Below are 26,519 nucleotides of genomic sequence, written 5' to 3' on the forward strand. Positions count from 1 at the left end.
AAGGGAAGTGATGGGAATGCATATTGAAATGAAAAACATTTCAAAGGCGTTCAATGGCAATCCTGTTTTGAAGAATGCACAGTTTATGATTGAAACAGGAGAAGTCCATGCATTGATGGGGGAAAATGGAGCGGGTAAATCAACGCTCATGAAGATTTTAACAGGTGTATACAAAAAAGATGGTGGGACAATCAAGATTGATGGGCAAGAGCGCACCTTTAAAAATGCGAAAGAAGCTGAAGAGTACGGCATCGCATTTATACATCAAGAACTAAACATATTGCCGAATTTAACAGTAGCTGAAAATATGTTTCTCGGTAAAGAGTTAATGTATGGGAAAACAGGTATTTTACGCACTCGACAAATGAACGCGATTGCGCAGCAGCAACTAGCAGAGCTAGGGCTGCATGTAAGAGGCGCTATGTTAGCAGAGGAATTATCGGTTGGACAACAGCAAATTATCGAAATTGCGAAAGCATTAATGACAAACGCGAGCGTTATTATTATGGATGAACCTACTGCGGCACTGACGGATCGTGAAATCGAAACGCTCTTTACAGTAATCAATAAGTTACGTAAAGAAGGTGTTTCATTCGTGTACATTTCGCATCGTATGGAAGAGATTTTCTCAATATGTGATGCTATTACGATTTTGCGTGATGGAGAATACGTAGGAAAGAGATTAATTCCAGAAACATCATTTGATGAAGTAGTGAGTATGATGGTGGGGCGCAGCATTGGTGAACGTTACCCAGAGCGAAATAGTCAAATTGGTGATGTCATTTTTGAAATGCGTAATGGAACGAAGAAAGGGAAATTTGAAAATGTTTCGTTTCAAGTGAGGAAAGGTGAAATCCTTGGTGTAGCTGGTTTGATGGGGGCTGGTCGCACTGATATTATGAAAGCGATATTTGGTTATGAACCTTTAGACTCTGGACAAATTTTTATAAATGGACAAGAAGTAAAGATTGATAGTCCAATAGATGCAATTAGACAAAGAATTGCTTTCATTACAGAAGATAGAAAGTCTGAAGGATTAGTGTTAGATTTTTCAATTCGAGAAAATTTAGCTTTACCGAATTTAGAAAATCTTTCAAAGGGAAGTGTTCTAAGCAATGAGCTAGAACAACAGTTTACAGAGGATATGATGAAGCTTCTTAATGTGAAAGCATCTAGCGGAGAGCAGGCAGTGAAATCTCTTTCTGGTGGAAATCAGCAAAAGATTGTAATCGCAAAATGGCTAGGCATTCATCCGCAATTACTCATTTTAGATGAGCCAACAAGAGGTGTCGATGTTGGAGCGAAAAAAGAAATTTACTCTATTATGAATAAGCTTACAGAGCAAGGCGATGCCGTTATTATGGTATCATCTGAGCTTCCGGAAGTTTTAGGGATGAGTGATCGAGTTCTTGTTATTCATGAAGGAAAAGTCGGCGGAATTTTAGGGAAAGATGAGGCATCACAAGAGTCTATTATGGCACTAGCTACAGGGGGAGAGTAAGGATGGCTAAGAAGGGGAATGTATTACAACAACTCGGTTCTTTAATCGGTTTAGTATTAATTATCGTCGTAATTACAACTTTAAATCCAGCGTTCATTGAAATTCCAAATTTATTTAATATACTGCGTCAAGTATCGATTAATGCGCTTATTGCATTTGGAATGACCTTCGTAATTTTAACAGGGGGTATTGACTTATCGGTAGGTTCTATTTTAGCATTATCAAGTGCACTTGTTGCTGGAATGATGGCAAGTGGCATGGATCCGTTCCTTGCAATGGCAGTTGGACTATTAGCAGGTCTTGTAATGGGAATTGTAAACGGTATCATCATTGCGAAAGGAAAAGTAGCTCCATTTATTGCAACTTTAGCAACAATGACTATTTTTCGTGGGTTGACGCTTGTTTATATGGACGGACGTCCGATCACTGGTCTTGGTGATCATTTAATGTTCCAAATGTTTGGTCGCGGTTATTTTCTTGGTATTCCGGTACCCGCTGTTACAATGATGATCGCTTTCGCAGTACTGTACTTCATTTTGAAGAAAACGACATTTGGTCGCCGTACATTTGCAATTGGTGGAAATGAAGAAGCAGCAGCACTATCAGGTATTAATGTTACGAGAATTAAAGTAATGATTTACGGTCTTTCCGGAATTTTGGCAGCGCTTGCAGGTATTGTCTTAACATCACGATTAGATTCTGCACAGCCGACTGCAGGTACTTCTTATGAATTAGATGCAATTGCAGCAGTTGTATTAGGTGGAACAAGTCTTTCTGGGGGAAGAGGATGGATTGTTGGTACATTCATCGGTGTACTTATTATCGGCGTACTAAATAACGGTTTAAATTTATTAGGTGTATCTTCTTTCTTCCAACAAGTTGTAAAAGGACTTGTAATCTTATTAGCTGTATTAATTGATCGTAGAAAAGAAGCGTAATGGAGGGACAGTTCATGAAGAAATGGTTACTTATACTCGTTGCATGTATTATGGTCATTACTGCTGGTTGTTCAATGGAACCGCCAGAATGGGCAAAGGATTCTAGCGATAAAGGTCGAAATAAAACTATTAAAGTTGGATTCTCTGTTTCAACTTTAAATAATCCCTTCTTTGTAACTTTGAAAAAGGGGGCAGAAAAGAAAGCGAAAGATAGTGGCATCGAATTGATTGCTGTTGATGCGCAAAATGATGCAGCAAAGCAAACGAACGATGTCGAAGATTTAATTCAAAAGGGTGTCGATGTAGTTGTTATTAATCCGACCGATTCAGATGCTGTTGCTTCAGCAGTAAGTGCAGCAAACGCAGCAAATGTTCCTGTTATTACAGTAGACCGCGTTGCGAATTCAGGTAAGGTTGTTTCTCACATTGCATCTAATAATATCGAAGGTGGTCAAATGGCTAGTGATTACATTCGTGAATTAGTCGGCGAAGGAGCAAACGTTGCTGAGTTAGAAGGAATCCCTGGATCGTCTGCTGCTCGTGAACGTGGGAAAGGATTCCATAACGTAGCCGATAAGTCTTTAAAAGTAGTTGCCAAACAAGCGGCTGATTTTGATAGAGCGAAAGGATTATCTGTTATGGAAAACATTTTGCAAGCAAATAGCGATATTAAAGCCGTGTTTGCTCATAACGACGAGATGGCATTAGGTGCACTTGAAGCATTGAAGTCTGCTGGAAAAACAGATGTAGTAGTTGTTGGATTTGATGCAACAGAAGATGCTGTGAAAGCGGTTAACGATGGGCGTATGGCTGCAACAGTCGCTCAAAAACCAGAATTAATCGGAGAGAAGGCGATGCAAACAGCAAAAGAGATAACACAAGGTAAAAAAGTGGACAAATCTATTCCGATTGAATTAGAGCTTATTAAGAAAAATAAATAAATATAAAATGAAAATTAGGAAGGAAGAACAACAAATGAAATTCTTTATTGATACAGCAAACATTAACGAAATTAAAGAGGCAAATGAATTAGGCGTATTAGCTGGAGTAACGACAAATCCATCACTTGTAGCAAAAGAAGGCGTAGATTTCCACGAGCGCATTCGTGAAATTTGCAACGTTGTAGAAGGACCTGTAAGTGCAGAAGTAATTAGCTTAGAAGCTGATAAAATGATTGAAGAAGGAAAAGAATTAGCGAAGATTGCTCCAAACGTTGTTGTAAAAGTTCCAATGACAACAGAAGGTTTAAAAGCAGTAAAAGCGTTCTCTGATTTAGGAATTCGTACAAACGTTACATTAGTATTCTCAGCAGTTCAAGCATTACTTGCTGCTCGTGCTGGTGCAACGTACGTTTCACCATTCTTAGGTCGTTTAGATGATATCGGTCATAACGGTATGGATTTAATTCGTCAAATCGCAGAAATCTTTGCAATTCATGGTATCGAAACAGAAATCATCGCAGCATCTGTACGTCACAGCGTTCACGTAACTGACGCAGCATTAAACGGTGCACATATTGCAACAATCCCAGCAAACGTAATTGCTTCATTAGTGAAGCACCCATTAACAGATCAAGGAATTGAGAAATTCTTAGCTGATTGGGAAAAAACACAAGAGAAATAATAGAAAAGCAAGAATCCTAGTTTAATTGACTAGGATTCTTTTTTATTTAAAAGAATTTTCATGCAATTTTGCATATTGTCTTTTAAATTTGTTATATAAGATATTTAATATATATCACATAACTCTTTATTTTTAATATTTCGACATAAAGTGAAACTTTAATCAGTGGGGGCTTTGTTCATCCCCCCACTGATTATTAATTGAACCAAGGGATAAAAAGATAGAGGGTCTGACCAGAAAACTGGAGGGCATGATTCTATAACAAAAAGCTTAATGTTTATAGAATTATGTCTTTTTATATAGGGAGGGTAGTAAACAGAGATTTGGACAAAAATGCACCGATTTATCTGAATTTTAAGTTTTATAAAGGGGAGAAATGGAATGAGAAGAAAAGCACCATTTAAAGTGTTGTCATCATTAGCAATTGCGGCAATTATCGGATGTACATCTGTAATGAGTGCTCCGTTAGCATATGCAGAAACGGTAGCAAAAGAGAAAGATAGTGTATCTACAACACCAATTGATTACAATTTAATTCAAGAAGATCGTTTAGCGGAAGCTCTGAAAGAAAGAGGAACAATTAATCCAGCATCTTCTAAAGAAGAGACGAAAAAAGCTGTTGAGCAATATATTGAAAAGAAACAAGGAGATCAGGCGAATAAAGAAATTCTTCCAGATGCTCACTCACAAGAAACATCTGATTTCACAAAAAAAGTAAAAGAGAAAAAGATGGAAGAAAAGGAAAATGTAAAAAAGGCTGAAAAAAATGTTAGCCTTGAGCAAAAGCCAGAACCAAATAAAAAGCAATTGAATGGGCAAGTTCCAACTTCAAAAGCAAAGCAAGCTCCATATAAGGGATCTGTTCGATCGGATAAAGTATTAGTGTTACTCGTTGAATTTAGTGATTATAAACATAATAATATTGATCAAACACCAGGTTATATGTATTCGAAAGACTTTAGTAGAGAACATTATCAAAAGATGTTGTTCGGTAATGAGCCGTATACTTTATTTGATGGTTCAAAAGTAAAAACGTTTAAACAATACTATGAAGAGCAGTCTGGTGGTAGTTATACGACAGATGGATATGTAACGGAGTGGCTAACTGTTCCAGGAAAAGCATCTGATTATGGAGCTGATGGTAGCAGTGGTCACGATAATAAAGGTCCAAAGGGTGCACGTGATTTAGTGAAAGAAGCTTTGCATGCAGCTGCTGAGAAAGGACTAGATTTATCTCAGTTTGATCAATTTGATAGATATGATACAAACGGGGACGGGAATCAAAATGAACCTGACGGTGTAATTGATCATTTAATGGTAATCCATGCTGGTGTTGGTCAAGAAGCTGGTGGCGGTAAATTAGGTGATGATGCGATCTGGTCACATCGTTCAAAATTAGCAGTAGATCCAGTAGCGATTGAAGGTACGAAATCAAAGGTAGATTACTTTGGTGGTAAAGTAGCAGCACATGATTACACAATTGAACCAGAAGATGGAGCTGTAGGTGTGTTTGCACATGAATTTGGACATGATCTTGGATTACCAGATGAATATGACACGAAATATACTGGAAATGGTTCACCAGTCGAAGCTTGGTCATTAATGAGTGGAGGTAGTTGGACAGGGAAAATCGCAGGAACAGAGCCGACTAGTTTTTCACCACAAAATAAAGACTTCTTACAAAAGAATATGGGTGGCAACTGGGCAAAAATATTAGAAGTAGATTACGATAAAATTAAGAGTGGTGTGGGAGTTCCTACCTATATTGATCAAAGTGTTACGAAATCAAATCGTCCAGGCGTTGTACGTGTTAACTTACCAGGTAAAAGTGTTGAAACGATTAAACCGGAGTTTGGAAAGCATGCATATTATAGTACAAGAGGCGATGATATGCATACAACGTTAGAGACACCATTCTTTGATTTAACAAAGGGAACAAATGCAAAATTCGATTATAAAGCAAATTATGAGTTAGAAGCAGAGTGCGATTTCGTCGAAGTACATGCAGTAACAGAAGATGGAACGAAAACATTAATTGATAGACTTGGGGAAAAAGTAGTCCAAGGAGATAAAGATACAACAGATGGGAAATGGATTGATAAATCATATGATTTAAGTCAATTTAAAGGCAAAAAAGTGAAACTACAATTCGACTATATTACAGATCCGGCTGTAACATATAAAGGTTTTGCGATGGACAATGTAAATGTAACTGTTGATGGACAAGTTGTATTTTCTGATGATGCAGAAGGACAGTCTAAAATGAATTTAAATGGTTTTGTTGTTTCTGATGGGACAGAGAAGAAAGCTCATTATTACTACTTAGAGTGGAGAAATTATGCGGGATCAGATAATGGTTTAAAAGCAGGAAAAGGTCCAGTGTATAATACAGGTCTTGTCGTTTGGTATGCAGATGATAGTTTCAAAGATAACTGGGTTGGGGTGCATCCAGGTGAAGGATTCCTTGGTGTTGTAGATTCTCATCCAGAAGCGCTAGTTGGTAATTTAAACGGAAAACCAGCATACGGTAATACAGGCATGCAAATTGCAGATGCAGCATTTTCATTTGATAAAACACCAGCATGGAGTGTAAATTCATTAACACGTGGTCAGTTTAACTATTCTGGATTACAAGGTGTTACAACTTTTGATGATTCAAAAGTATATAGTAACAAGCAAATTGCAGACGCAGGAAGAAAAGTTCCAAACCTTGGACTTAAATTCCAAGTTGTTGGACAGGCAGAAGATAAATCGGCAGGCGCTGTTTGGATTAAACGTTAATAACATAAAAGCACATTCTTCATATGAAGAGTGTGCTTTTTAATTTGTACAGTAAGTTATTATTTTAGTTTATCCCGCATTAACGGTCAGTAAGATCCCCACCTCAAAATTCAGTGGAAGTAAAGAAGTTAGTTGTGAGATCAACTGCCCGTAAAAGCCCGATTGGTTCAACTAATAATCAGTGGGGAGGAACAAAACCCCCACTGATTAAAGTTTCACTTTATGTAATACAAGTGTTTATTCATGTGTACTGTATCAAATTATGTGGGGAAAGGAAATATTTCCGAGGAAATTGTCGAAGTATCGTCAGTATTTATAAACTTTCTGTTTAAAAGAAGAGATGTATTATTGCCTTTACGGCTCAATTTATTTACATTGTTATTTGGTTATACACAAAAGTAATATATTGGGCAAAAAGAGTTCTATTCGATAGGGCTCTTTGGTTTTGTATTTGATATACAAATATTAACCTCGATTGTTTGGAAATGTATCTTCTTGTTTAGCGTCAGTTGGACTTTAACTGCAGTTTTTGTTTTTCGTTTATATGAAGAGCGAGATGAGCCATTACCTTTTATATTTAAATTAATTGGCATTATTCCAACGCTTCCATTGTATTATGGATTATATAAATATGCATTTTAAAAAAGACAACGATGGATTATCCCATCATTGTCTTTTTTACTTTGCTTCTTACATAAATCATCCCAGCAAATGTTAATAAAAATGCTGTCCCGATAATGAAGCTGATGCTAGGTGATGCTCCGATTGCGCCGACTGTAAAGGAGCCAGCAACAACTCCTAATGAGAAGAAGGCATAAAATAATCCGAATGCCTTTCCGCGATTATCGTCTGTAGTATTTTCAACAAGTAAAGCGTTAATAGACGGAAAGAGGATTGCGAATCCAATTCCATAAATCATCATTACGATAAAGAGCATACCTTTTGTAGCAAATAATCCGAGTAAAGATAATGCGAATGCCATAACTGCAATTCCGATTAGCATTAGTTTCGAACGATTAAATCGATCATAAATACGATTTGTTGGAAGCAAGAAGAAGAGGATAGCAGTTATACCAAATACACTTAACATCATGCCTGTTGTAGATGCTTTAAGCGCTAATGCCTCAACTTTTACTGGTAACATATAAGTGACAATTCCTTGTGAAAACATTAATGTGAAAGCACCAATATATGCTTGTAATAACGGTTCTGATTTTAAAAGTTCAACCATATCTTCTTTGTTCATCATTTGCGTTCTTGATGTATCTTTTCTTGATACGTTATTTGGTAAGAAGAATAGAGATACGATCGTACCAAGAGCCATTAAAATAGAAATAGTAATGAAGACCCACTCTACGCCAGCTGTTGCTTTCATAATACCGCTGAAAGCAGGTCCTACGATTGCGGCTGTTCCAACAGCAGCACCAGATAGAGCCATTGCTTTTCCTTGTCTTTTTGCATTTGTTTGTTTTGATAAAAATGTAAAGGCAGCAGGAATTAAAAAGCCATCACTAAATCCATGCATAAAGCGCACAACTAATAGTTGTTCACCACTTTGAACAACGGTGTATAACAAGACTATGAAACTCGTAATTCCCATGCTTATATAAAGGATTTTTTTTGCACCAAATTTATCGACAGCGGCTCCAGCAATAATATTACCGATCATATTAGCGAATGAGTACATACCGACAACTAGCCCGATAATAAGAGGAGTTCCTCCAAGGCTTTGAGCGAAAGTACTCATAATAGGTAATTGTGAAAATGTATCTAAAAATGCCACGATAACGATAAAGTAAATAAAATATTTCAAGCGATATTCACCTCTCCTATGCTATTATGGCACAATGCTAATTTCACCTGCAATGAAATTGAATTAACAGATGTGGAAAAAAGTACAAAGTGACAAAATATTGAACTTTATTTGTAAAAACTTAGTGGGGATGTGATTGTTTTTTTGAAATATATGGATAGAAGTATTATAATAGAATTGTAAACTTCACCAGGTTAAGTATATACATAGAGAGGGATGTATAAAATGAAAGCACTACTTTGGCATAATCAACGTGATGTACGAGTAGAAGAAGTACCAGAACCAACAGTAAAACCAGGAACAGTGAAAATCAAAGTTAAATGGTGTGGTATTTGTGGGACAGACTTGCATGAATATTTAGCAGGGCCTATTTTTATTCCAACAGAAGAACATCCATTAACACATGTGAAAGCACCTGTTATTTTAGGTCATGAGTTTAGTGGTGAGGTAATAGAGATTGGTGAAGGAGTTACATCTCATAAAGTGGGAGACCGCGTTGTTGTAGAGCCAATTTATTCTTGTGGTAAATGTGAAGCTTGTAAACATGGACATTACAATGTTTGTGAACAACTTGTTTTCCACGGTCTTGGCGGAGAAGGCGGCGGTTTCTCTGAATATACAGTAGTACCAGAAGATATGGTTCATCACATTCCAGATGAAATGACGTATGAACAAGGTGCGCTTGTAGAACCAGCAGCAGTAGCAGTTCATGCAGTACGTCAAAGTAAATTAAAAGAAGGGGAAGCTGTAGCGGTATTTGGTTGCGGTCCAATTGGACTTCTTGTTATCCAAGCAGCTAAAGCAGCAGGAGCAACTCCTGTTATTGCAGTTGAACTTTCTAAAGAACGTCAAGAGTTAGCGAAATTAGCAGGTGCGGATTATGTATTAAATCCAGCAACTCAAGATGTGTTAGCTGAAATTCGTAACTTAACAAATGGTTTAGGTGTAAATGTTAGCTTTGAAGTAACAGGTGTTGAAGTTGTACTACGCCAAGCGATTGAAAGTACAAGCTTCGAAGGACAAACTGTAATTGTTAGTGTATGGGAAAAAGACGCAACAATTACTCCAAATAACTTAGTATTAAAAGAAAAAGAAGTTATTGGTATTTTAGGATACCGTCACATCTTCCCAGCTGTTATTAAATTGATTAGCTCCGGTCAAATTCAAGCAGAGAAATTAATTACGAAAAAAATTACAGTGGATCAAGTTGTTGAAGAAGGATTTGAAGCACTTGTAAAAGATAAAACACAAGTGAAAATTCTTGTTTCACCTAAATAAGATAGAATCGAATAGAGTAGCCCTTTTCTAGAAATAGAAGAGGGCTACTTTTTTTCTATACTGAAAGGTGATAGACTTTCCTTTGACTCAATGTATTTTTGTTTGGAAGGGAGAATCTAATGCTTTCATTTTTGTTAACTTTAAAGCGAATGTTAAGAGCCTGTTTACGAGCGTGGAAAGATAAAGAATTTCAAGTATTATTTGTATTAACAATTTTGACTTTAATATCGGGTACGATTTTTTATAGTACAGTTGAAGGATTACGTCCTATTGACGCTTTATATTTTAGTGTGGTCACGTTGACGACTGTCGGTGATGGGAATTTTAGTCCGCAAACTGATTTCGGAAAGATATTTACAATCTTATACATATTTATTGGGATTGGACTAGTGTTTGGATTTATTCATAAGTTAGCAGTTAATGTACAATTGCCAAGTATATTATCGAATAGAAAAAAAGAGTAAAGCATTCAGATGCTTTACTTTTTTTTTACATTAGTTTAGACAAGCCTTAATAATAGTTTATTAAAATGAAAGTGTATTCATTCATTATATTCACTGTGTATAAAGTTATAATGATATGAACATTTGCATATTTTAATTTATTGATAGAAATTTCATGAAAGGTGGGATATTCTAGTCATAGGTTAACCGGATGACATCATAGGATCCTAACAAAATGTTTACAATAATTCAATTATAAAATGGAGGATTTTATATGAAAAAGAAAGTACTTGCTTTAGCGGCAGCTATTACATTAGTTGCTCCATTACAAAGTGTTGCATTTGCTCATGAAAATGATGGGGGACAGAGATTTGGAGTTATTCCGCGCTGGTCTGCTGAAGATAAACATAAAGAAGGCGTGAATTCTCATTTATGGATTGTAAACCGTGCAATTGATATTATGTCTCGTAATACAACACTTGTAAAACAAGATCGAGTTGCACTATTAAATGAATGGCGTACTGAGTTAGAGAACGGTATTTATGCTGCTGACTATGAAAATCCTTATTATGATAATAGCACATTTGCTTCACATTTCTATGACCCTGACAATGGGAAAACTTATATTCCATATGCAAAGCAGGCAAAGGAAACAGGAGCTAAATATTTTAAATTAGCTGGTGAGTCTTATAAAAATAAAGATATGAAACAAGCGTTCTTCTATTTAGGATTATCTCTTCATTATTTAGGGGATGTAAACCAACCGATGCATGCGGCAAACTTTACGAATCTATCGTATCCACAAGGATTCCATTCTAAATATGAAAACTTTGTAGATACGATAAAAGATAATTATAAAGTAACGGATGGAAATGGATATTGGAACTGGAAAGGTACGAATCCAGAAGATTGGATTCATGGAGCGGCAGTAGTTGCGAAACAAGATTACGCTGGCATTGTAAATGATAATACGAAAGATTGGTTCGTGAGAGCTGCTGTATCACAAGAATATGCAGATAAATGGCGCGCTGAAGTTACACCAATGACAGGTAAGCGTTTAATGGATGCACAACGTGTTACTGCTGGATATATTCAGCTTTGGTTTGATACGTACGGAAATCGTTAAGTATTTAAAAAAGGTCAAATCTCAGAATAGAGTATTTGGCCTTTTTATCACTATACAATACATGGAGGTATGAAACGTGAAAGGTAAATTGCTAAAAGGTGTACTTAGCTTAGGTGTTGGTTTAGGAGCTTTATATAGCGGAACGTCAGCTCAAGCAGAAGTGTCTACAAATCAAAATGATACATTAAAAGTGATGACGCATAATGTATATATGCTATCAACAAACTTATATCCGAACTGGGGACAAACTGAGCGTGCTGATTTAATCGGGGCGGCAGATTATATAAAGAATCAAGATGTAGTTATATTAAATGAAGTGTTTGATAATAGCGCTTCAGATCGTTTATTAGGGAATTTGAAGAAAGAATATCCAAATCAAACAGCAGTATTAGGTCGTAGTAGTGGAAGTGAATGGGATAAAACGTTAGGAAACTATTCATCTTCAACTCCTGAAGATGGTGGCGTTGCGATTGTGAGCAAATGGCCAATCGCTGAAAAGATTCAATATGTATTTGCAAAAGGATGCGGGCCAGATAATTTATCGAATAAAGGATTTGTATACACGAAAATTAAGAAAAATGATCGTTTCGTTCACGTGATTGGGACGCATTTGCAGGCTGAAGATAGTATGTGCGGAAAAACTTCACCAGCATCTGTACGTACGAACCAATTAAAAGAAATTCAAGATTTTATTAAAAATAAAAATATACCAAATAATGAGTATGTGTTAATTGGTGGTGATATGAACGTAAATAAGATAAATGCAGAGAACAATAATGATTCAGAGTATGCATCTATGTTTAAAACATTGAACGCTTCTGTACCATCTTATACTGGACATACAGCGACTTGGGATGCAACGACAAACAGTATTGCAAAATATAATTTCCCTGATAGTCCTGCCGAATATTTAGATTATATTATTGCAAGCAAAGACCATGCGAACCCATCGTATATAGAGAATAAGGTGTTACAGCCGAAATCTCCACAATGGACTGTTACATCATGGTTCCAAAAATATATGTATAATGATTACTCTGATCATTATCCAGTAGAGGCGACTATTTCTATGAAGTAGTTTCAAAAAGTTTCTTCGTAAAGAAGAAACTTTTTTTATTTGCAAACAGGAAAATCATACTTTCTTTCCAATATGTATAAGACATATTGAAAAGAGGAGAGAAAAATGTGGATCGAGGAATTTTTAAAGAAGTTCCATTACCGTGTGCATTTTTGGATGAAGTGGCTTTAGATAGAAATATTCAATCGATTATAGAGTTAAGTGGAAATAAGAAGATTCGTATAGCGAGTAAATCGTTACGTTCTGTTCCGATTATGCAAAAGATTTTAGCTGCAAATGATCGATTTCAAGGTATTATGTGCTTTTCACCTAGAGAGGTTTTATTTTTAATAGAACAAGGATTTAATGATTTATTGCTCGGATATCCTGCTTATGATGAAAGAGCTTTGTGTGAAATTAGTTTGCTAACAAAGAAAGGTTTCATTATAACTTGTATGGTGGATTGTGAAGAGCATATTGTGTATTTAGAAAAAATTGCTGAGAAATCTAAAGGATGTTTTCGTGTTTGTTTGGATATTGATATGAGTAGTCGTTTCTTTCAATTTCATTTTGGTGTACAAAGATCCCCAGTAAAAAATGTGCAGGATGCGTTGAAAGTAGTAGAAAAGGTGAGAAGGTCATCATATTTAATGTTAGATGGTGTGATGGGTTATGAAGCTCAAATTGCTGGGGTGGGAGACCATATACCGAATCAATGGCTGAAAAGTAAAGTGATTTCGTATTTAAAGCAGAAATCAGTGCTAGAAGTGAAAGAAAGAAGAGAACATATTGTAAAAGCAATACAAAAACTTGGTATTGAGCTAAGGTTTGTAAATGGAGGCGGAACAGGAAGCATAAAAACAACTGAGAAAGATAATTCAGTTTCAGAGATTACAATAGGTTCTGCTTTTTATTCTCCGAAGCTGTTTGATTATTATAAAGAGGTGAAATTTCATCCAGCGGTCGGATTTGCTTTACCAGTTGTGCGTAAACCAGTCCCGTTTATTTACACTTGCCTAGGTGGTGGGTATATTGCTTCAGGAGCAGTTGGAAAAGATAAAGAGCCTGAAGTTTGGAGACCGAAGGGTGCAAAACTATTAGCTTTAGAAGGTGCTGGCGAGGTACAAACGCCAATTTTTTATAGCGGCGAGGAACGAGTGGATATAGGAGAGTCCATTTTGTTTCGTCATAGTAAGGCTGGTGAATTATGTGAGCGCTTTCCTTTTTTGTATCGTGTTAAAAAAGGAGAGATTGTTGGGGAGTATTCAACATATCGGGGGGATGGCCAATGCTTTCTATAAAGGGGAAAAAGTGGAGAAATTGGACAGGGAATGTAGAAGGAACGCCGCATTATACGATGTATCCAGAAAGTATACAAGATGTAGTAGAAGTTGTGGGGCTTGCGCGAAAAAAGGGAAAGAAAATTCGTGTTGTCGGTTCAGGACACTCGTTTACCCCCCTTGTGCAAACGGAAGAAGTTTTAGTTTCTTTAGATGAATTGAAGGGTATTGTGAATATTGATGCAGAGAAGATGGTTGCTGAAGTATGGGCAGGAACAAAGTTATATGATTTAGGGAAGTTACTTGAGGAAAAAGGCTATGCGCAAGAAAATTTAGGGGATATTGATTCACAATCTATTGCAGGAGCGATTAGTACGGGGACTCATGGAACGGGTATTACCTTTGGGAGTTTATCAACACAAGTTATAGAGATTACGGCAGTTCTATCTAATGGTGAGAGTATAGTTTGTTCGGAAACTGAGAACGTAGAATATTGGAGAGCGTTTCAGTTGTCACTTGGAATGTTAGGTATCATTGTAAAGATAAAATTAAAGGTTATTCCAGCGTATTCACTCGTTTATGAAAGTGAAAAACAGTCATTATCCACTGTAATGAACAAACTAGAAGAATATAAGAAGCATCGTCATTTTGAATTTTTCGTTTTTCCTTATTCTGATGAAGTACAAGTAAAACTTACGAACGAAACAACGAATACAGGCAGTGATTTGAAATGGCATAAATTAAAGGTGGAGTTACTTGAAAATAGGATGTTCTCTTTACTATCTAAAGGGTGTAAATGGTTTCCTTCTATAAGTAAAGGAGTGAGTCGATTATCAGCTAAAGCTGTACCAAACACAAAAATAATTGGCCCGAGCTATGAAGTATTTGCTACATCACGTACGGTACCATTTTATGAAATGGAGTATAGCATTCCTTCAAAGTATATGAGGACGGTTGTAGAAGAAATCTCAAATCTTATTGAAAAGAAAAAGTATAAGGTGCACTTCCCGATCGAATGCCGCTATGTGAAAGGTGATGATATATGGCTTAGTCCAGCCTATGGAAGAGATTCAGCGTATATCGCTGTTCATATGTATAAAGGTATGAAATATGCTGCTTACTTTGGCGAAGTGGAAAAAATTTTTCTGAAGTATGAAGGGCGTCCGCATTGGGGGAAAATGCATACATTATCGTATGAGCAATTACAAGATATATATCCAGAGTTTCATTCGTTTTTACAGGCGAGGAAGTCTCTAGATGAACTTGGAATGTTTTTTAATCCTTATGCAGAAAAGTTATTTATCCCGCTATTTGCCGGGCAGTAAGACCCCCACTGATTAAATTTTCACATTATGTATATAAAAAAGCTGACAAATAATTATTTGTCAGCTTTTTTTAGTGTAATTGCATTTCTTGTATGACTAATATGTTCATAAAATAGTAGTTTATCACGGCTAAATACATGCAGTAAAACATGAATAATGAATAGGCCGTTAATGATAAATAGGAATAACAATGTAACGAGTAATACTAAAGGTTCTGTATGATTTAACATAGAGCTACTAGAAAGAATATAATTGATTCCGCCTAACGCAAAATAAAATATACCGTAGCGAATAAATAGTTCTTTTAATGTAATACGATCTGATTTTCCTTTCAGATGAATGCGAAGCAATGCTTTCCCAATTGTTTTTCCATTTGTAAAGTATGGAATAAGAATAAAATAAATAAGGATTGAACACGTAATGAAAATGAGTTCATACATATTCGTGTAAGATTGCATATTAGAAACGAAGAAAGAATTTCCTTTGTTTTTAACGACAGGTACGACGATAGATAAGAAAATCCAATCAATTTGCATTGCGATAAGGCGACGAATGAATCCGACTGGTTTCGTTTCCAAATCAATATGACTATCTAACTCGTTTGTCTTCGGAAGGAAGTACGTAAATATTGGTGCAATGATAAAACCAATTACGCCACCTAATGTATTTAAAAACAAATCATCGATATCAAATAATCGGTATGCACAATTGTATATACCGTATAATCCAGTCACTTGTGTTAGCTCGAAAAATAGTGAAAGGAAAAAGGAAATGCAAATTGTTTGTAAGAAACTACGTCGGAAATAATAACGTAAGTAAATACCGAATGGAACAGTTAATAGAACATTAAATGCAACTTGTAAAAACGCAGACTCTTTTAATAAGTAGAAATAAGTAGCTGGTTTCGTTAAAACTGCCGATGTATGACTACTAATCTCTTGTATGAAATAAAATGGTGAGAGTTGCATGTGTTGTGTATTAGCTGGTTGTAGGCTACAAGTATCAAACGTTTGTGGTAACGGCAAAATAACAAGAAAATAGGCATTTAATAAGTAAAGTAATAATGAGTATAAAATAAATGAGCGCCATTTATTTAAATAACCGTATTTTCGATAATTAAATATTAAAAAAGGGATTAAAAGAAACATTGCTAAAAAGGGGAATAAAATAAATGCTGTTTTTACTGGAAATAAATATGCAGTCAAAGTAAAACTCCTTTCAATGAAAATTCGTTTATCATTATAGCGCTAAAAATATTTAAATACAAAGTTAAAATCTTTCGAAATAGAAATAATTACTAATTTTATAGGAATTAAGTTATAATAAATTTAATATGAGGATATTATGATTATGTAAGTTGAGAGAGGGTACAAGAGATGCGATATGAACTTTTTTCTGTAAGTGGGGATCATATTACGACTTTTGAAAGTGCATGGCGTTTTCAGGAGGGAGAACAGATTTTTGTTCATGATGATCAAACAAAAAGAAACTTTATTATTATTCGTCTGACGCATGATGTATTTCAACAAAATAAACATGTTATTCGTTTGTATTGTCAAGAGAAGAAAGTGTATGCATAAGAGAAGCCCTCTTACAGTATGAAAAGTAAGAGGGTCCTTATCTTGTTATTTGTGAACAGCCCGATTGATGAGGGCTGATTAAAGTTTCACTTTATCATTTTGCCCCTCGTAAGGAATAAAAAGAGAAGGGTTAATGCACATAGGTAGCATTTGATTTGGAAGAAAGTATATAGCCTTGTATTTTGTGCTTCAAAGTTACATGGCCTTCTCTTTGAGAAAGCCATGTATGGTAATCTTGTTGTGTTTTCCATAACAGACGAATCATATATTCTGCCTTATCATTTGTACGATGAACATGTGAAAACTCTATGTTAATACAACCGTTCGTTCCAGGGGAAGGATAATATTGTTTAAGCCCATAAAGTAGCTCATTTTCATATTCGTACTTAATGTGAATGAGTTTAGTAACTATAAACATATAAACACCTCTTTTATGATAATAGTAGGAAAGATAGAATTACTGTAATAGTAAACTTAAATAATATTATACTATTCAGAAAATTCTAAGTAAATAATAGATTTTAACTTAATAGATGTATAAAAAAGCGAGTCATTCTATTACACTAGATGACTCGCTTTCAATTTGTAAGTTTTACTTTATAAGAAAATAAGAGTAAGTACACCTACGATAATACAATAGAAAGAGAAATATTTTAAATTTCCTTTTGCCATAATGTTCATAAACCATTTTAGTGAAATATACGTCATGATAAATGTTGCGATGAATGCAACGACATATGGTACGAATAATGTGTCTAGATTTGGATCATTTGCAATGTCTGTAATGCTTAACAATAAGCCACCTAAGCTAACAGGAATGTATAGTAAGAATGAGAAGCGAAGTGCTGTTTCTTGCTTCATACCAAGTAACATTGCTGCTACGATTGTGGCACCAGATCGGCTTATTCCGGGAATCAGTGCGCAAGCTTGTGCTAATCCGACGATGATTGCATCTTTCATAGAAAGGTCGCCATCATTTTTACGACCGCGTAAATTTCTAATAATCCAAAGGCCGACAGCAGTAATAAGAAGGGAAATCCCAACCATCTTCACACCTTTTAAGTACTGATCGATGTAATCTTTAAATAAAACACCAATAACACCTGCTGGAATGGTTGCAATAACAAGATAAATAATAAAGAAGAAATCTGATTTTGCGTCTTCTGCTCTTGTAAATATATAAGAGAGACCATTCTTCGTTAGACGAATTAAATCATTTCTATAAATAAGTAATACAGCTAATAATGAAGCTGAATTAACAAGTAGTTCGAAGCTAAACCCTTCTATTTTTAGTCCTAGCAAATGTTGTGCTAAAACGAGATGACCACTTGAAGAAATCGGAATTGGTTCTGTTAGTCCTTGGAACAGACCGAGAATTAAATATTTTAAAACGTAGTAAAATTGTTCCATAATAACCTCCTTGTTTATTAGTTGAAAGAAACAACTTTTCCATTATAACAAAGATATGGATGAATATTGAAAAGAAATAAATATTCAAAATAAAATAAAAATCCCTTATAGCAGTATAAGGGATTTTTATTTTTAATTAAGAAGTTACTGTTTCTTGAAGACTTTTAGACAATTGAACATCGACTTTTTCAGCATCATGAATATGATTCATAATAGTAGTATTTAATTTTTGGAACATTTGTTGTGTGTTAGCGAATTCTCGTAATATGTCATCATTACAAGACTTTTGGTTTTCGATAGCCTTAATAACATTTGTAGCACCATTTTGTAACGTTTGAATCATAACTAAAATATTTTCAATTCTAGCATTTGTATCGGCGCTCATTTCTACACCTTCATCGACTAAATGTAAATTATCTTTTGTGTTATCATATGCTTTTTCAATTTCTTCTTGAATTTTTTTCGTTAAGTTGCCGATGTTTTTTGTACTTTCTGCTGTACTTTCCGCTAGTTTTCTTACTTCATTGGCAACGACAGCGAATCCTTTACCGTGCTCTCCAGCACGTGCGGCTTCAATACTCGCATTTAATGCAAGTAAATTTGTTTGTGCTGCAATGTTTTGAATGACTTCTACAATTTGCTCGATTTCCTTTGAGCGTTCGCTTAGATGATTCATACTATTAGACGTGCGTTGAGATTGTTCACCTAATTTATTAATTACAATAAGTAAGCGGTGAACGGATTCTTTTCCTTCATTAGAGCAGTCAATAATTTCTGCAATAGACTGAATTAAGCTTTGTTCCTTTTGTAACATTTCATTATTTAACTCATTGGAATGTGTCGTACGTGTTGAAACATTTTCGAAACATGAACTTAATTGTTGAACTAAGTTTTGAAGTGTATTGTGTTGGTTATTTACAAGTTGATGCTCTTGGACAACGCTTTGTACACGATCGTGGATAGTAGAAATAGTCTCTTGCTTTTCAATATCTTTTTGTTTTAATTCTGCTTCTAATTCTTGTATACGCTCTTCTAATTGAGCAATTGTATGTTGGAGTGATTTTTTTTGAGTAAACATGTATTTATTTCAACCGCCTTCGAAAGTTATATTTTCTCTATATTTGGATTTTAGCATCTTTTGTATTTTTTAAATATAGGAATTGTTAAATATTTAAGAATCTATTACATTTTATTCATAATTCTCTTTTTTTCGTCACGAAAAATAAACTGTATTTAATCGTTTTGTAAACAAACTGTAAAATAAATCATGTATAACTGTATAAGAAGGGAGTCGGATTATGAACTATTTTAAGCGAATCAGCTGTCTAGTATTAGCAGGAATTATCGGTCTTTCTAGTACAGTCGCTGTTAAAGCAGAGTCAAACGACGAGAAACTTAACAACATGCAACAGCAATTGCAACAAAACGATGCAGAAATGCAAAAGAAAGAGCAAGAAAAGCAAGCTGTTAGTAAAGAAATTAAAGGTATCGAAAACGAACTACATAATTTAAATAATACAATTGCAAAAAATAAAGAGGATCAAGCTGCTATTCAACGTAAAATTGATGAAACACATAAGCAGATTGAGCAAAAAAAGCAAGAAATTGTCGTTTTGGAGGATAAAGTCCTTGCTCGTAAAGATATTATGAGAAAACGTATGGTTTCTGTTCAAAACAGTTCAAATACAAGTTTAGTAGTAGAAGTTGTAGTAGAGTCAAAAAACTTTGCAGACTTCTTACAACGTATGAACGCAGTTTCTACTATTCTAGAAGCTGATAAAGAAATTTTACGTCTACAAGAACAAGATCTTCGTCAAATTGAAGAAGATAAGAAAACAATTGACGAAAAAGAAGCATCTTTAGTAATAGACAAACAAAAATTAGCAAAAGCGCAAGCTGAACTGCAAGATAACTTGAAAAAACGTCAAGATAACTTACAAACAGTTCAAGCTAAATATAATGAAGTTGCAAGTCAACTTAATTTAGCAGCGGAAGAGAAAGCTAAAATTGAATCAAATATGAAGACAGTACAAGAAACGATTGCTCGTGAGCAAGAAGCAGCAAGAATCGCAGCGGAAGAGCGTGCAAAAGCAGAAGCGGCTGCAAAAGCAGAGCAAGAAGCTTTAGCGAAAGCACAAGCAGAAATTGCTGAAAAGCAAAAGCAGGAAAAAGCTAGTAAACCAGCTGAACCTGTAGCAAAAAATACAGAAACAGAGTCTAAGCCTGATACGAAACCAACTCAAGGTGGAAAAGAATTTTACGTAACAGCAACCGCTTATACAGCTGACCCATCTGAAAACGGCTATAAACCGGGTGAAACTGTAAAATCTAAGTTAGGACATAATTTAACTGCAAATCCAAACATGAAATTAATTGCTGTAGATCCATCTGTTATCCCATTAGGTTCTACTGTATATGTAGAAGGATATGGAACAGCAATTGCTGGAGATACTGGTAGTGCAATAAAAGGGCATATCATTGATCTATTAATGCCAAATTCAGCTCAAGCTAATGACTGGGGTAGAAGAACAGTTAAAGTTAAAATTTTAAACTAACAAGTAATCCAACTTTACAATACGTAGAGTTGGATTTTTTTATAATAATAATGTTAAGTTGAGTTTGCATTTTGTTAAGGATAGCATACAATAATGGTGAGAGGTGGTAAATTTGACCATTTTAAACAGAGTAAAAGAATTAAGAGCTCGTTTTAACTTTACGCAAAGTGTATTAGCAGAAAAGGTTGGAGTAACGAGACAAACAATTGCTGCAATTGAAAAAGGGGATTACGTTCCTTCGTTGTTATTAGCACTTACGATTTGTGATGTGTTTCAGTTAAAGATGGAAGACGTGTTTGTTTTAAATAAGGAGGGGGAAGAGGATGAATAGAATTGTTTTTTCTTATATCATAAACGTGCTTTATACTGCTTTAGTATGCTGGACATTTGTTGAATTTTATAGTGTCATTACAGAGTTAGCAGATATAATTAAAAACGAGAAATTCCCATTTGAAGTATGGTTTAATGGAGTACCATTCATTTTATTATTTATTGGAGCAATTATAGTTACAATTTTTTATAGAATTCAAAAGAAAAAATATAAGAATTTATCTTTTTGGATGTATCCATTATTATTTCCGCTAGAAGATGAACGTGAAAAAGCGATTACGGATAAAGCTTGTCGAACAACATTTGTATCGTTATGGTTTGTGTTACCTTGTGCAGTTGGATTTTTAACTTTTTCGCCTATTATTAATGAATATCTTCCTGGATACCCATTATATATTCTATTTTCTATTTTCTTTATTCAAATGACAGTATTTCACGTATCACTATACAGAAATAAATTAGCTTGAAAAGAAACCTTCTTGCATCGGCAAGAAGGTTTCTTTTCAAGCTAATACTTGTACATATAGCGATATTATTTTATCATTTTATATAGAGTAAGATTTTGTAAGGGAAAGGAACTGTGTATGAATAAGCAAAGAATTTATAGTATAGTAGCAATTCTGCTATTTGTTGTAGGTGGCGTGTTAATTGGAAAGCCATTTTATGATGGATATCAGGCTGAAAAGAAACAGACTGAAAATGTGCAGGCTGTTCAAAAGATGGATTATGAAAAGCATGAGACGGAATTTGTAGATGCTTCCAAAATTAATCAACCAGACTTGGCGGAAGTAGCGAATGCATCATTAGATAAGAAACAAGTAATTGGTCGTATTTCGATTCCAAGTGTTTCAGTAGAACTGCCTGTTTTAAAAGCTTCTACTGAAAAAAACTTATTATCAGGTGCAGCGACAGTAAAAGAGAATCAAGTTATGGGAAAAGGAAATTACGCATTAGCAGGACATAACATGTCTAAAAAAGGTGTTTTATTTAGTGATATAGCTTCTTTGAAAAAAGGCGATAAAATTTATTTGTATGACAATGAAAATGAATATGAGTATGCGGTTACTGGTGTATCTGAAGTGACTCCTGATAAGTGGGAAGTTGTAGAGGATCATGGGAAAGATGAGATAACGCTTATTACATGTGTATCTGTAAAGGATAATTCTAAGCGTTATGTTGTTGCTGGTGATTTAGTAAGAACGAAGGCGAAGAAGTAAAAAAGAAGGTGAACTCTTTAAAGAGTTCACCTTCTTTTTTACTAATGTTGAGAAATAATAGAATATTTTGGTTTTGTATTTAAATATTATTCTATTTATGTATAATAAAGTTAGGATTCTATATTTTGGGAGGAACAAGAGTGAGACAACAGGTGAAGAAACTTCTTTTAACAACGAGTATAGCGTTATTGGTAGCTCCGATTTCAGCTTATGCACATCCAGGGCGTACAGATGCTAATGGCGGACATACGTGTCGTACAAATTGTGAGAAATGGGGATTACAGTACGGGGAATATCATTATCACAATAAACCAGCTTCTAGTAGTGGCGCAACGAGCCCAGCTCCTAGCCAGAATAATAATAGTGCTGTAGAAGCTGAGAGACAAGCAGAAGCACAGCGCAATACCGAGGCGGAAAAACAACGTGCTGCAGAAGTGCAACGCAACGCTGAGGCGGAAAAACAACGTAATGCAGAAGCACAGCGTAAAGCTGAAGAAGAGAGACAACGTGTAGCCGAGGAACAAAGAAAAGCTGAAGAGGCACGTAAGCAAGAGGAAGCGCAGCGCCAAGCTGATATGGAAAAAGGTCAACTTGAAGGTCAAAAGAATGGAGAAACTGATTTTAAAGCAGGAAAAAATGATGCAGAAGTGCATGTAGCTGGAAAATCTGATGCATATAAACAAGCGTTTAAAGCGACTTATGCAGCCGTATGGTCTTTAGAAGAGCAGAAGAAAACGCATTTTGAAAAAGGAAAAGAACAAGGTTTAGCACAAGAGACGATGGACGATAGTCAAGTTGCTCCAGAGTTTAAGGTAAACTTTGCAGACGGATTCAAAGTAGGGAATAAAGAAAGAACAGAAAAAATTGAAAAAGAGCAAGCTGAGTTAGGGGAAAAGACAGGGAAAGAACTAGCTGAAAAGAATCCTGGAAATAGAGAGAAAGAAGTATACGTGAAGGCATATGAAACAGCGTATGAAAAAGGCTATAAGTCTACAAAAAAGGTAGTAGAAAAGGCTGGCTATAAGTATGCATTTGAAAACTATGATTTAAAAGTTCCTGCTAAGTATGAAAGAAATGAATTGTTAAAGAAATGGTTTACTGAAGGATTTAAATCGAATAAAAAAGCAGCGGAAATTCGAGAAGAAGGGTATAAAAAGGGAGACAGCTGGTTCTCATTCTTCTATAAGAGTTTCGTACCAAGTGAATATAAAGAACATAAAGAGCTGTACGAACAAGCAATTGAAAAAGGTAAAACAGCATAAAAAAAGATGAGGAGAAATTCCTCATCTTTTTTAATCCATCCATTTCACTAATTTCTTAGAAATTAATAATAAAACACAACCTAGTACAATTGCCACAGCGCCAATAACTGTGAATACTTCAGCGTATCCAAGTGAAGTTGTGAAGCTTGCAAGTTGTCCGCCTAAAATGTTGGCGATACCTGAACTTGCTAGCCATACACCCATTAGTAAAGATGCTAATTTTACCGGAGCAAGCGCACTAACCATTGATAGTCCGACAGGTGATAAGAATAGCTCACCTAACGTATGGAAAAGATACGTAAAGACGATAAACAGTAAGTTTGCTTTTTCTGTAATGTTATGTTCATCACTACCTGTTTTTAATGTAGCGATAACGAGAATGATATAACCAATACCGAGCAAAATCATACCAAGTCCCATTTTAGTTGGGATTTTTAAATCACCCTGCTTGCGAGTTGCAAGTTTTGCCCATAATGCAGAAATGACTGGAGCAAGTAAAATAATAAATAATGGATTGACCGATTGGAACCAAGATGTTGGAACTTCCCATCCGAACACAGAGCGGTCTACAAATTTGTTTGTATATAATGTTAATGAGCTACCAGCTTGTTCAAAGCCAGCCCAGAAGAAGACAACGAAGCATGTTAAAATGACGATAACTGCGGTACGTTGTTTTTCTTTTTTTGTTAATGGTGTATCTCCTACTGATGGTTGTCCAGCAGCTGTTTGTAAATCGCGAGTTGGTTTTTTACCGATATTACCAAGGAAGCGATTTGATAGTGTTGTAAATAAAATTTGTCCAATGATCATTCCGATTGAAGCGGCTAAGAAACCGTAACGGAATCCGTAATGTACAACGCCATCAACTGTTGTTTTGAATAAATTTTCTGATAAAAATCCGCAAACGAGTGGAGCTAAAAATGAACCGACGTTAATACCCATATAGAAAATGGTAAATGCACTATCACGTTTTGGATCGTTCTCTTCGTATAATTCTCCAACCAGTGTAGAGATGTTCGGTTTGAAGAATCCGTTACCGATAATAATAAGCGCTAATCCGAGGTATAGGCCTAATTGGTTTTGCAAGGCAAATAGTGTAAGGTTACCGATTGCCATTGTTATACCACCAATTGTGATTGCTTTTCGTCTACCTAGAAAACGGTCTGTTAAGTATCCACCAATCATTGGTGTGAAATAACAGGCTCCAGTATAAAATCCGTAAATAGAGAGTGCCCATGCGGGACTAAACCCAAGACCACCGCTTACTAAAGCTGTCGTTAAATATAATGTTAATAATCCTCGTAATCCATAGTAACTAAATCTTTCCCACATTTCTGTAAAGAAGAGTAAGTATAAACCTGGAGGATGTTTCTTTTTTCTTTGTTGTTCTCTTTCTAGTTGTATCGCTGATTCCATGTTATTTTCCTCCTGACACAAACAAAAACAAAGTTAATAATTTTATACATTTAATATTTTACTTTATTAACTATTATAAGTCAATAAAGGTTGATTTTTCAGAAGAAATTGGAAAAGAGGAATAGCTATAGAATGGGTGTTTCTTTTGTGATAGACTATGGACTATGTTTTCTTTGTAAGGAAGCGGGTTATTGTACTTTTTTATATGTGAAATTGATTTCATAAAAGATGAAATTAAAGAAGGAGAAAGAAATGAAATTGTTACAGAAAAAAGAAATTTTACTTATTAGCCTTATGTTATTCTCTATGTTCTTTGGAGCAGGGAATCTTATATTTCCACCTTTCCTTGGGTATGAAGCAGGAGAACATGTTTGGATTTCATTAGTAGGGTTTATTATATCAGCAACAGGTCTTCCTATATTAGGTGTTATCTCTATTGCAAAAGCAGGAAGTTTTCAAACGTTAGCGGGTAGGGTTCATTCTTCATTTGCAATTATTTTTCCATGTATCGTGTATGTATTTATTGGACCTGGGCTTGGTATACCCCGTGCGGGAAGTTTAGCTTTTGAAATGGGGCCAGGTCAGTTATTCCCTGAAGCAGGAAACGGATTATTATTGTTTTACACAGTTATTTTCTTTAGTATTGTTTACTGGTTAAGTTTATCCCCATCTAAATTAATGGGGTTGTTTGGAAAAGTATTGACGCCGTTATTATTATGTATGATTGCACTCATTTTTATAAAGAGTATGTTTACAACAGTAGGAGATATGAAAGAACCAATAGGGAACTATGGCCAAGCTCCTATGTTTCAAGGGTTTTTAGATGGATATTTAACAATGGATGCGTTAGCTGCTTTAATCTTTGGAATTGTTATTGCAAATGCATTACGTGCAAAGGGTATTGAAGATGATAAAGGTTTAGCGAAATATATGAGTATTGCTGGAATTGGGGCAGGACTATTATTATCTATTATTTATGTCATCCTTGGATATGTGGGGGCAATTAGTGGCTCATTAGGAACATTTGATAACGGTGCGAAAGTGTTAGCACAAGTTATGATTACATTATTTGGACAGGGCGGAGTCGTTTTATTAGGTCTTATTTTTACTATCGCGTGTTTATGTGTTTCAATTGGACTTGTTACGTCTTGTAGTCAATTTTTTGCGAGTGCATTTCCGAAAGTATCTTATAAATTGTGGGCATTTATAGTAAGCGTTGTTAGTATGATTTTAGCTAATTTAGGGTTAACGCAAATTTTAAAAGTATCAGTACCAATTCTTGGATTTATTTATCCAATTGCGTTAACGCTTATTATTCTAGGGTTATTCCATCAGTATATTGGAAAGTATGCATACGTATATGCAGTAACTGTTTTGGTTGTAGCGATATTTAGTGCAATTGACATTTTAAATAAAAATGTAATGATGAATCAGTGGACGTCAGCATTAAAATACATCCCGTTTTATACAGAAGGTGTTGGGTGGATTGTTCCAGCTATTGTAGGCATGTGTCTTGGTTTTATCGTTAGCATTTTTCTAAATAAGAATAAATGAGTAAAAAGGTGTTTTCCTATTTTGGGAAGA

At 35.2% G+C, this 26,519-nt stretch carries 24 protein-coding genes and 1 pseudogene; 19 read left to right on the forward strand and 6 right to left on the reverse strand.

Features of this window, described 5'->3' with window-relative positions; all coding sequences use genetic code 11:
- Positions 1–16 precede the first annotated feature (16 nt).
- The 6 genes and pseudogenes from rbsA to MR136_RS21785 form a co-directional block, all read left to right on the forward strand.
- Entirely contained in the window at positions 17–1,501 is a 1,485-nt protein-coding gene (gene rbsA / locus MR136_RS21760) for a ribose ABC transporter ATP-binding protein RbsA (protein ID WP_000546778.1), read from the forward strand.
- A gap of 2 nt (positions 1,502–1,503) precedes the next feature.
- On the forward strand, positions 1,504–2,439 hold the full coding sequence (locus MR136_RS21765; RefSeq protein WP_017673721.1) for an ABC transporter permease subunit: 936 nt from the start codon (positions 1,504–1,506) through the stop codon (positions 2,437–2,439).
- Between the two features lie 14 nt (positions 2,440–2,453).
- Positions 2,454–3,380: a ribose ABC transporter substrate-binding protein RbsB gene (gene rbsB, locus MR136_RS21770; protein WP_000758976.1), complete on the forward strand. Its 927-nt coding sequence runs from the start codon at positions 2,454–2,456 to the stop codon at positions 3,378–3,380.
- 34 nt (positions 3,381–3,414) lie between these two features.
- Positions 3,415–4,062, forward strand: coding sequence for a fructose-6-phosphate aldolase (gene fsa, locus MR136_RS21775; RefSeq protein ID WP_000667670.1), 648 nt, complete (start codon positions 3,415–3,417; stop codon positions 4,060–4,062).
- A gap of 381 nt (positions 4,063–4,443) precedes the next feature.
- Positions 4,444–6,843: a M6 family metalloprotease immune inhibitor InhA2 gene (gene inhA2 / locus MR136_RS21780; RefSeq protein ID WP_001252986.1), complete on the forward strand. Its 2,400-nt coding sequence runs from the start codon at positions 4,444–4,446 to the stop codon at positions 6,841–6,843.
- A 429-nt stretch (positions 6,844–7,272) separates the two neighbouring features.
- Positions 7,273–7,485 (forward strand): annotated as a pseudogene (locus MR136_RS21785) (hypothetical protein); the annotation flags it as partial.
- A 16-nt stretch (positions 7,486–7,501) separates the two neighbouring features.
- Here the strand turns inward: MR136_RS21785 and MR136_RS21790 are convergent.
- The gene (locus MR136_RS21790; RefSeq protein WP_000873271.1) at positions 7,502–8,656 is read right to left on the reverse strand and encodes an MFS transporter; all 1,155 of its coding nucleotides are present in this window, start codon (positions 8,654–8,656) and stop codon (positions 7,502–7,504) included.
- A 225-nt stretch (positions 8,657–8,881) separates the two neighbouring features.
- Here MR136_RS21790 and bdhA point away from each other — a divergent pair, with 225 nt between their 5' ends.
- The 6 genes from bdhA to MR136_RS21820 all read left to right on the forward strand — a co-directional run bounded on the left by bdhA (position 8,882) and on the right by MR136_RS21820 (position 15,165).
- A complete protein-coding gene (gene bdhA, locus MR136_RS21795; protein WP_000645827.1) occupies positions 8,882–9,934 on the forward strand; it encodes a (R,R)-butanediol dehydrogenase in 1,053 nt (350 codons plus the stop codon).
- A 119-nt stretch (positions 9,935–10,053) separates the two neighbouring features.
- Positions 10,054–10,398, forward strand: a complete 345-nt coding sequence (locus MR136_RS21800; protein ID WP_000948210.1) for a potassium channel family protein — start codon at positions 10,054–10,056, stop codon at positions 10,396–10,398.
- A gap of 253 nt (positions 10,399–10,651) precedes the next feature.
- Positions 10,652–11,503, forward strand: coding sequence for a phospholipase CerA (gene cerA / locus MR136_RS21805; RefSeq protein ID WP_000730997.1), 852 nt, complete (start codon positions 10,652–10,654; stop codon positions 11,501–11,503).
- Positions 11,504–11,579: 76 nt separating this feature from the next.
- Entirely contained in the window at positions 11,580–12,581 is a 1,002-nt protein-coding gene (gene sph, locus MR136_RS21810; protein WP_017673720.1) for a sphingomyelinase C, read from the forward strand.
- Positions 12,582–12,688: 107 nt separating this feature from the next.
- Positions 12,689–13,861, forward strand: a complete 1,173-nt coding sequence (locus tag MR136_RS21815; protein WP_000373754.1) for an amino acid deaminase/aldolase — start codon at positions 12,689–12,691, stop codon at positions 13,859–13,861.
- On the forward strand, positions 13,849–15,165 hold the full coding sequence (locus tag MR136_RS21820) for a D-arabinono-1,4-lactone oxidase (protein ID WP_000948912.1): 1,317 nt from the start codon (positions 13,849–13,851) through the stop codon (positions 15,163–15,165). The genes MR136_RS21815 and MR136_RS21820 overlap by 13 nt, the downstream gene beginning before the upstream one ends.
- Positions 15,166–15,218: 53 nt before the next feature.
- Here the strand turns inward: MR136_RS21820 and MR136_RS21825 are convergent, their stop codons facing one another.
- Positions 15,219–16,370, reverse strand: a complete 1,152-nt coding sequence (locus MR136_RS21825) for a VanZ family protein (protein WP_000128025.1) — start codon at positions 16,368–16,370, stop codon at positions 15,219–15,221.
- A gap of 171 nt (positions 16,371–16,541) precedes the next feature.
- Between MR136_RS21825 and MR136_RS21830 the strand changes: the two genes are divergently transcribed.
- Complete coding sequence (locus MR136_RS21830) at positions 16,542–16,745, forward strand: hypothetical protein (RefSeq protein WP_001268332.1); 204 nt, start codon at positions 16,542–16,544, stop codon at positions 16,743–16,745.
- A gap of 130 nt (positions 16,746–16,875) precedes the next feature.
- On the opposite strand, the gene MR136_RS21835 is transcribed toward MR136_RS21830, so the two are convergent.
- The 3 genes from MR136_RS21835 to MR136_RS21845 all read right to left on the reverse strand — a co-directional run bounded on the left by MR136_RS21835 (position 16,876) and on the right by MR136_RS21845 (position 19,233).
- Entirely contained in the window at positions 16,876–17,163 is a 288-nt protein-coding gene (locus MR136_RS21835; RefSeq protein WP_000471238.1) for a hypothetical protein, read from the reverse strand.
- A gap of 179 nt (positions 17,164–17,342) precedes the next feature.
- A complete protein-coding gene (locus MR136_RS21840; protein ID WP_000434794.1) occupies positions 17,343–18,155 on the reverse strand; it encodes an undecaprenyl-diphosphate phosphatase in 813 nt (270 codons plus the stop codon).
- Positions 18,156–18,291: 136 nt separating this feature from the next.
- On the reverse strand, positions 18,292–19,233 hold the full coding sequence (locus MR136_RS21845) for a methyl-accepting chemotaxis protein (RefSeq protein ID WP_000495031.1): 942 nt from the start codon (positions 19,231–19,233) through the stop codon (positions 18,292–18,294).
- Positions 19,234–19,453: 220 nt separating this feature from the next.
- Here MR136_RS21845 and MR136_RS21850 point away from each other — a divergent pair, with 220 nt between their 5' ends.
- From MR136_RS21850 to MR136_RS21870, 5 genes are all read left to right on the forward strand, one after another.
- Positions 19,454–20,710 (forward strand): 3D domain-containing protein, encoded by a 1,257-nt coding sequence (locus MR136_RS21850; protein WP_069357974.1) that lies wholly within the window; start codon positions 19,454–19,456, stop codon positions 20,708–20,710.
- A gap of 112 nt (positions 20,711–20,822) precedes the next feature.
- Positions 20,823–21,041, forward strand: coding sequence for a helix-turn-helix transcriptional regulator (locus MR136_RS21855; protein WP_000154019.1), 219 nt, complete (start codon positions 20,823–20,825; stop codon positions 21,039–21,041).
- A complete protein-coding gene (locus MR136_RS21860; RefSeq protein ID WP_017673718.1) occupies positions 21,034–21,507 on the forward strand; it encodes a DUF2178 domain-containing protein in 474 nt (157 codons plus the stop codon). Before MR136_RS21855 ends, MR136_RS21860 begins: the two co-directional genes overlap by 8 nt.
- Positions 21,508–21,624: 117 nt before the next feature.
- Positions 21,625–22,257, forward strand: a complete 633-nt coding sequence (locus MR136_RS21865; protein WP_001041726.1) for a class A sortase — start codon at positions 21,625–21,627, stop codon at positions 22,255–22,257.
- A gap of 140 nt (positions 22,258–22,397) precedes the next feature.
- Positions 22,398–23,519: a YHYH domain-containing protein gene (locus tag MR136_RS21870; RefSeq protein WP_001249819.1), complete on the forward strand. Its 1,122-nt coding sequence runs from the start codon at positions 22,398–22,400 to the stop codon at positions 23,517–23,519.
- 30 nt (positions 23,520–23,549) lie between these two features.
- Here the strand turns inward: MR136_RS21870 and MR136_RS21875 are convergent, their stop codons facing one another.
- Complete coding sequence (locus MR136_RS21875; protein WP_000443143.1) at positions 23,550–24,935, reverse strand: peptide MFS transporter; 1,386 nt, start codon at positions 24,933–24,935, stop codon at positions 23,550–23,552.
- Positions 24,936–25,187: 252 nt separating this feature from the next.
- Between MR136_RS21875 and brnQ1 the strand changes: the two genes are divergently transcribed.
- Positions 25,188–26,489: a branched-chain amino acid transport system II carrier protein BrnQ1 gene (gene brnQ1 / locus MR136_RS21880; RefSeq protein WP_000771689.1), complete on the forward strand. Its 1,302-nt coding sequence runs from the start codon at positions 25,188–25,190 to the stop codon at positions 26,487–26,489.
- The last annotated feature ends 30 nt before the right edge of the window (positions 26,490–26,519 follow it).

Origin of the sequence: Bacillus cereus group sp. BfR-BA-01311, from assembly GCF_022664295.1 — a bacterium.
GTDB classification, from domain to species: domain Bacteria; phylum Bacillota; class Bacilli; order Bacillales; family Bacillaceae_G; genus Bacillus_A; species Bacillus_A cereus.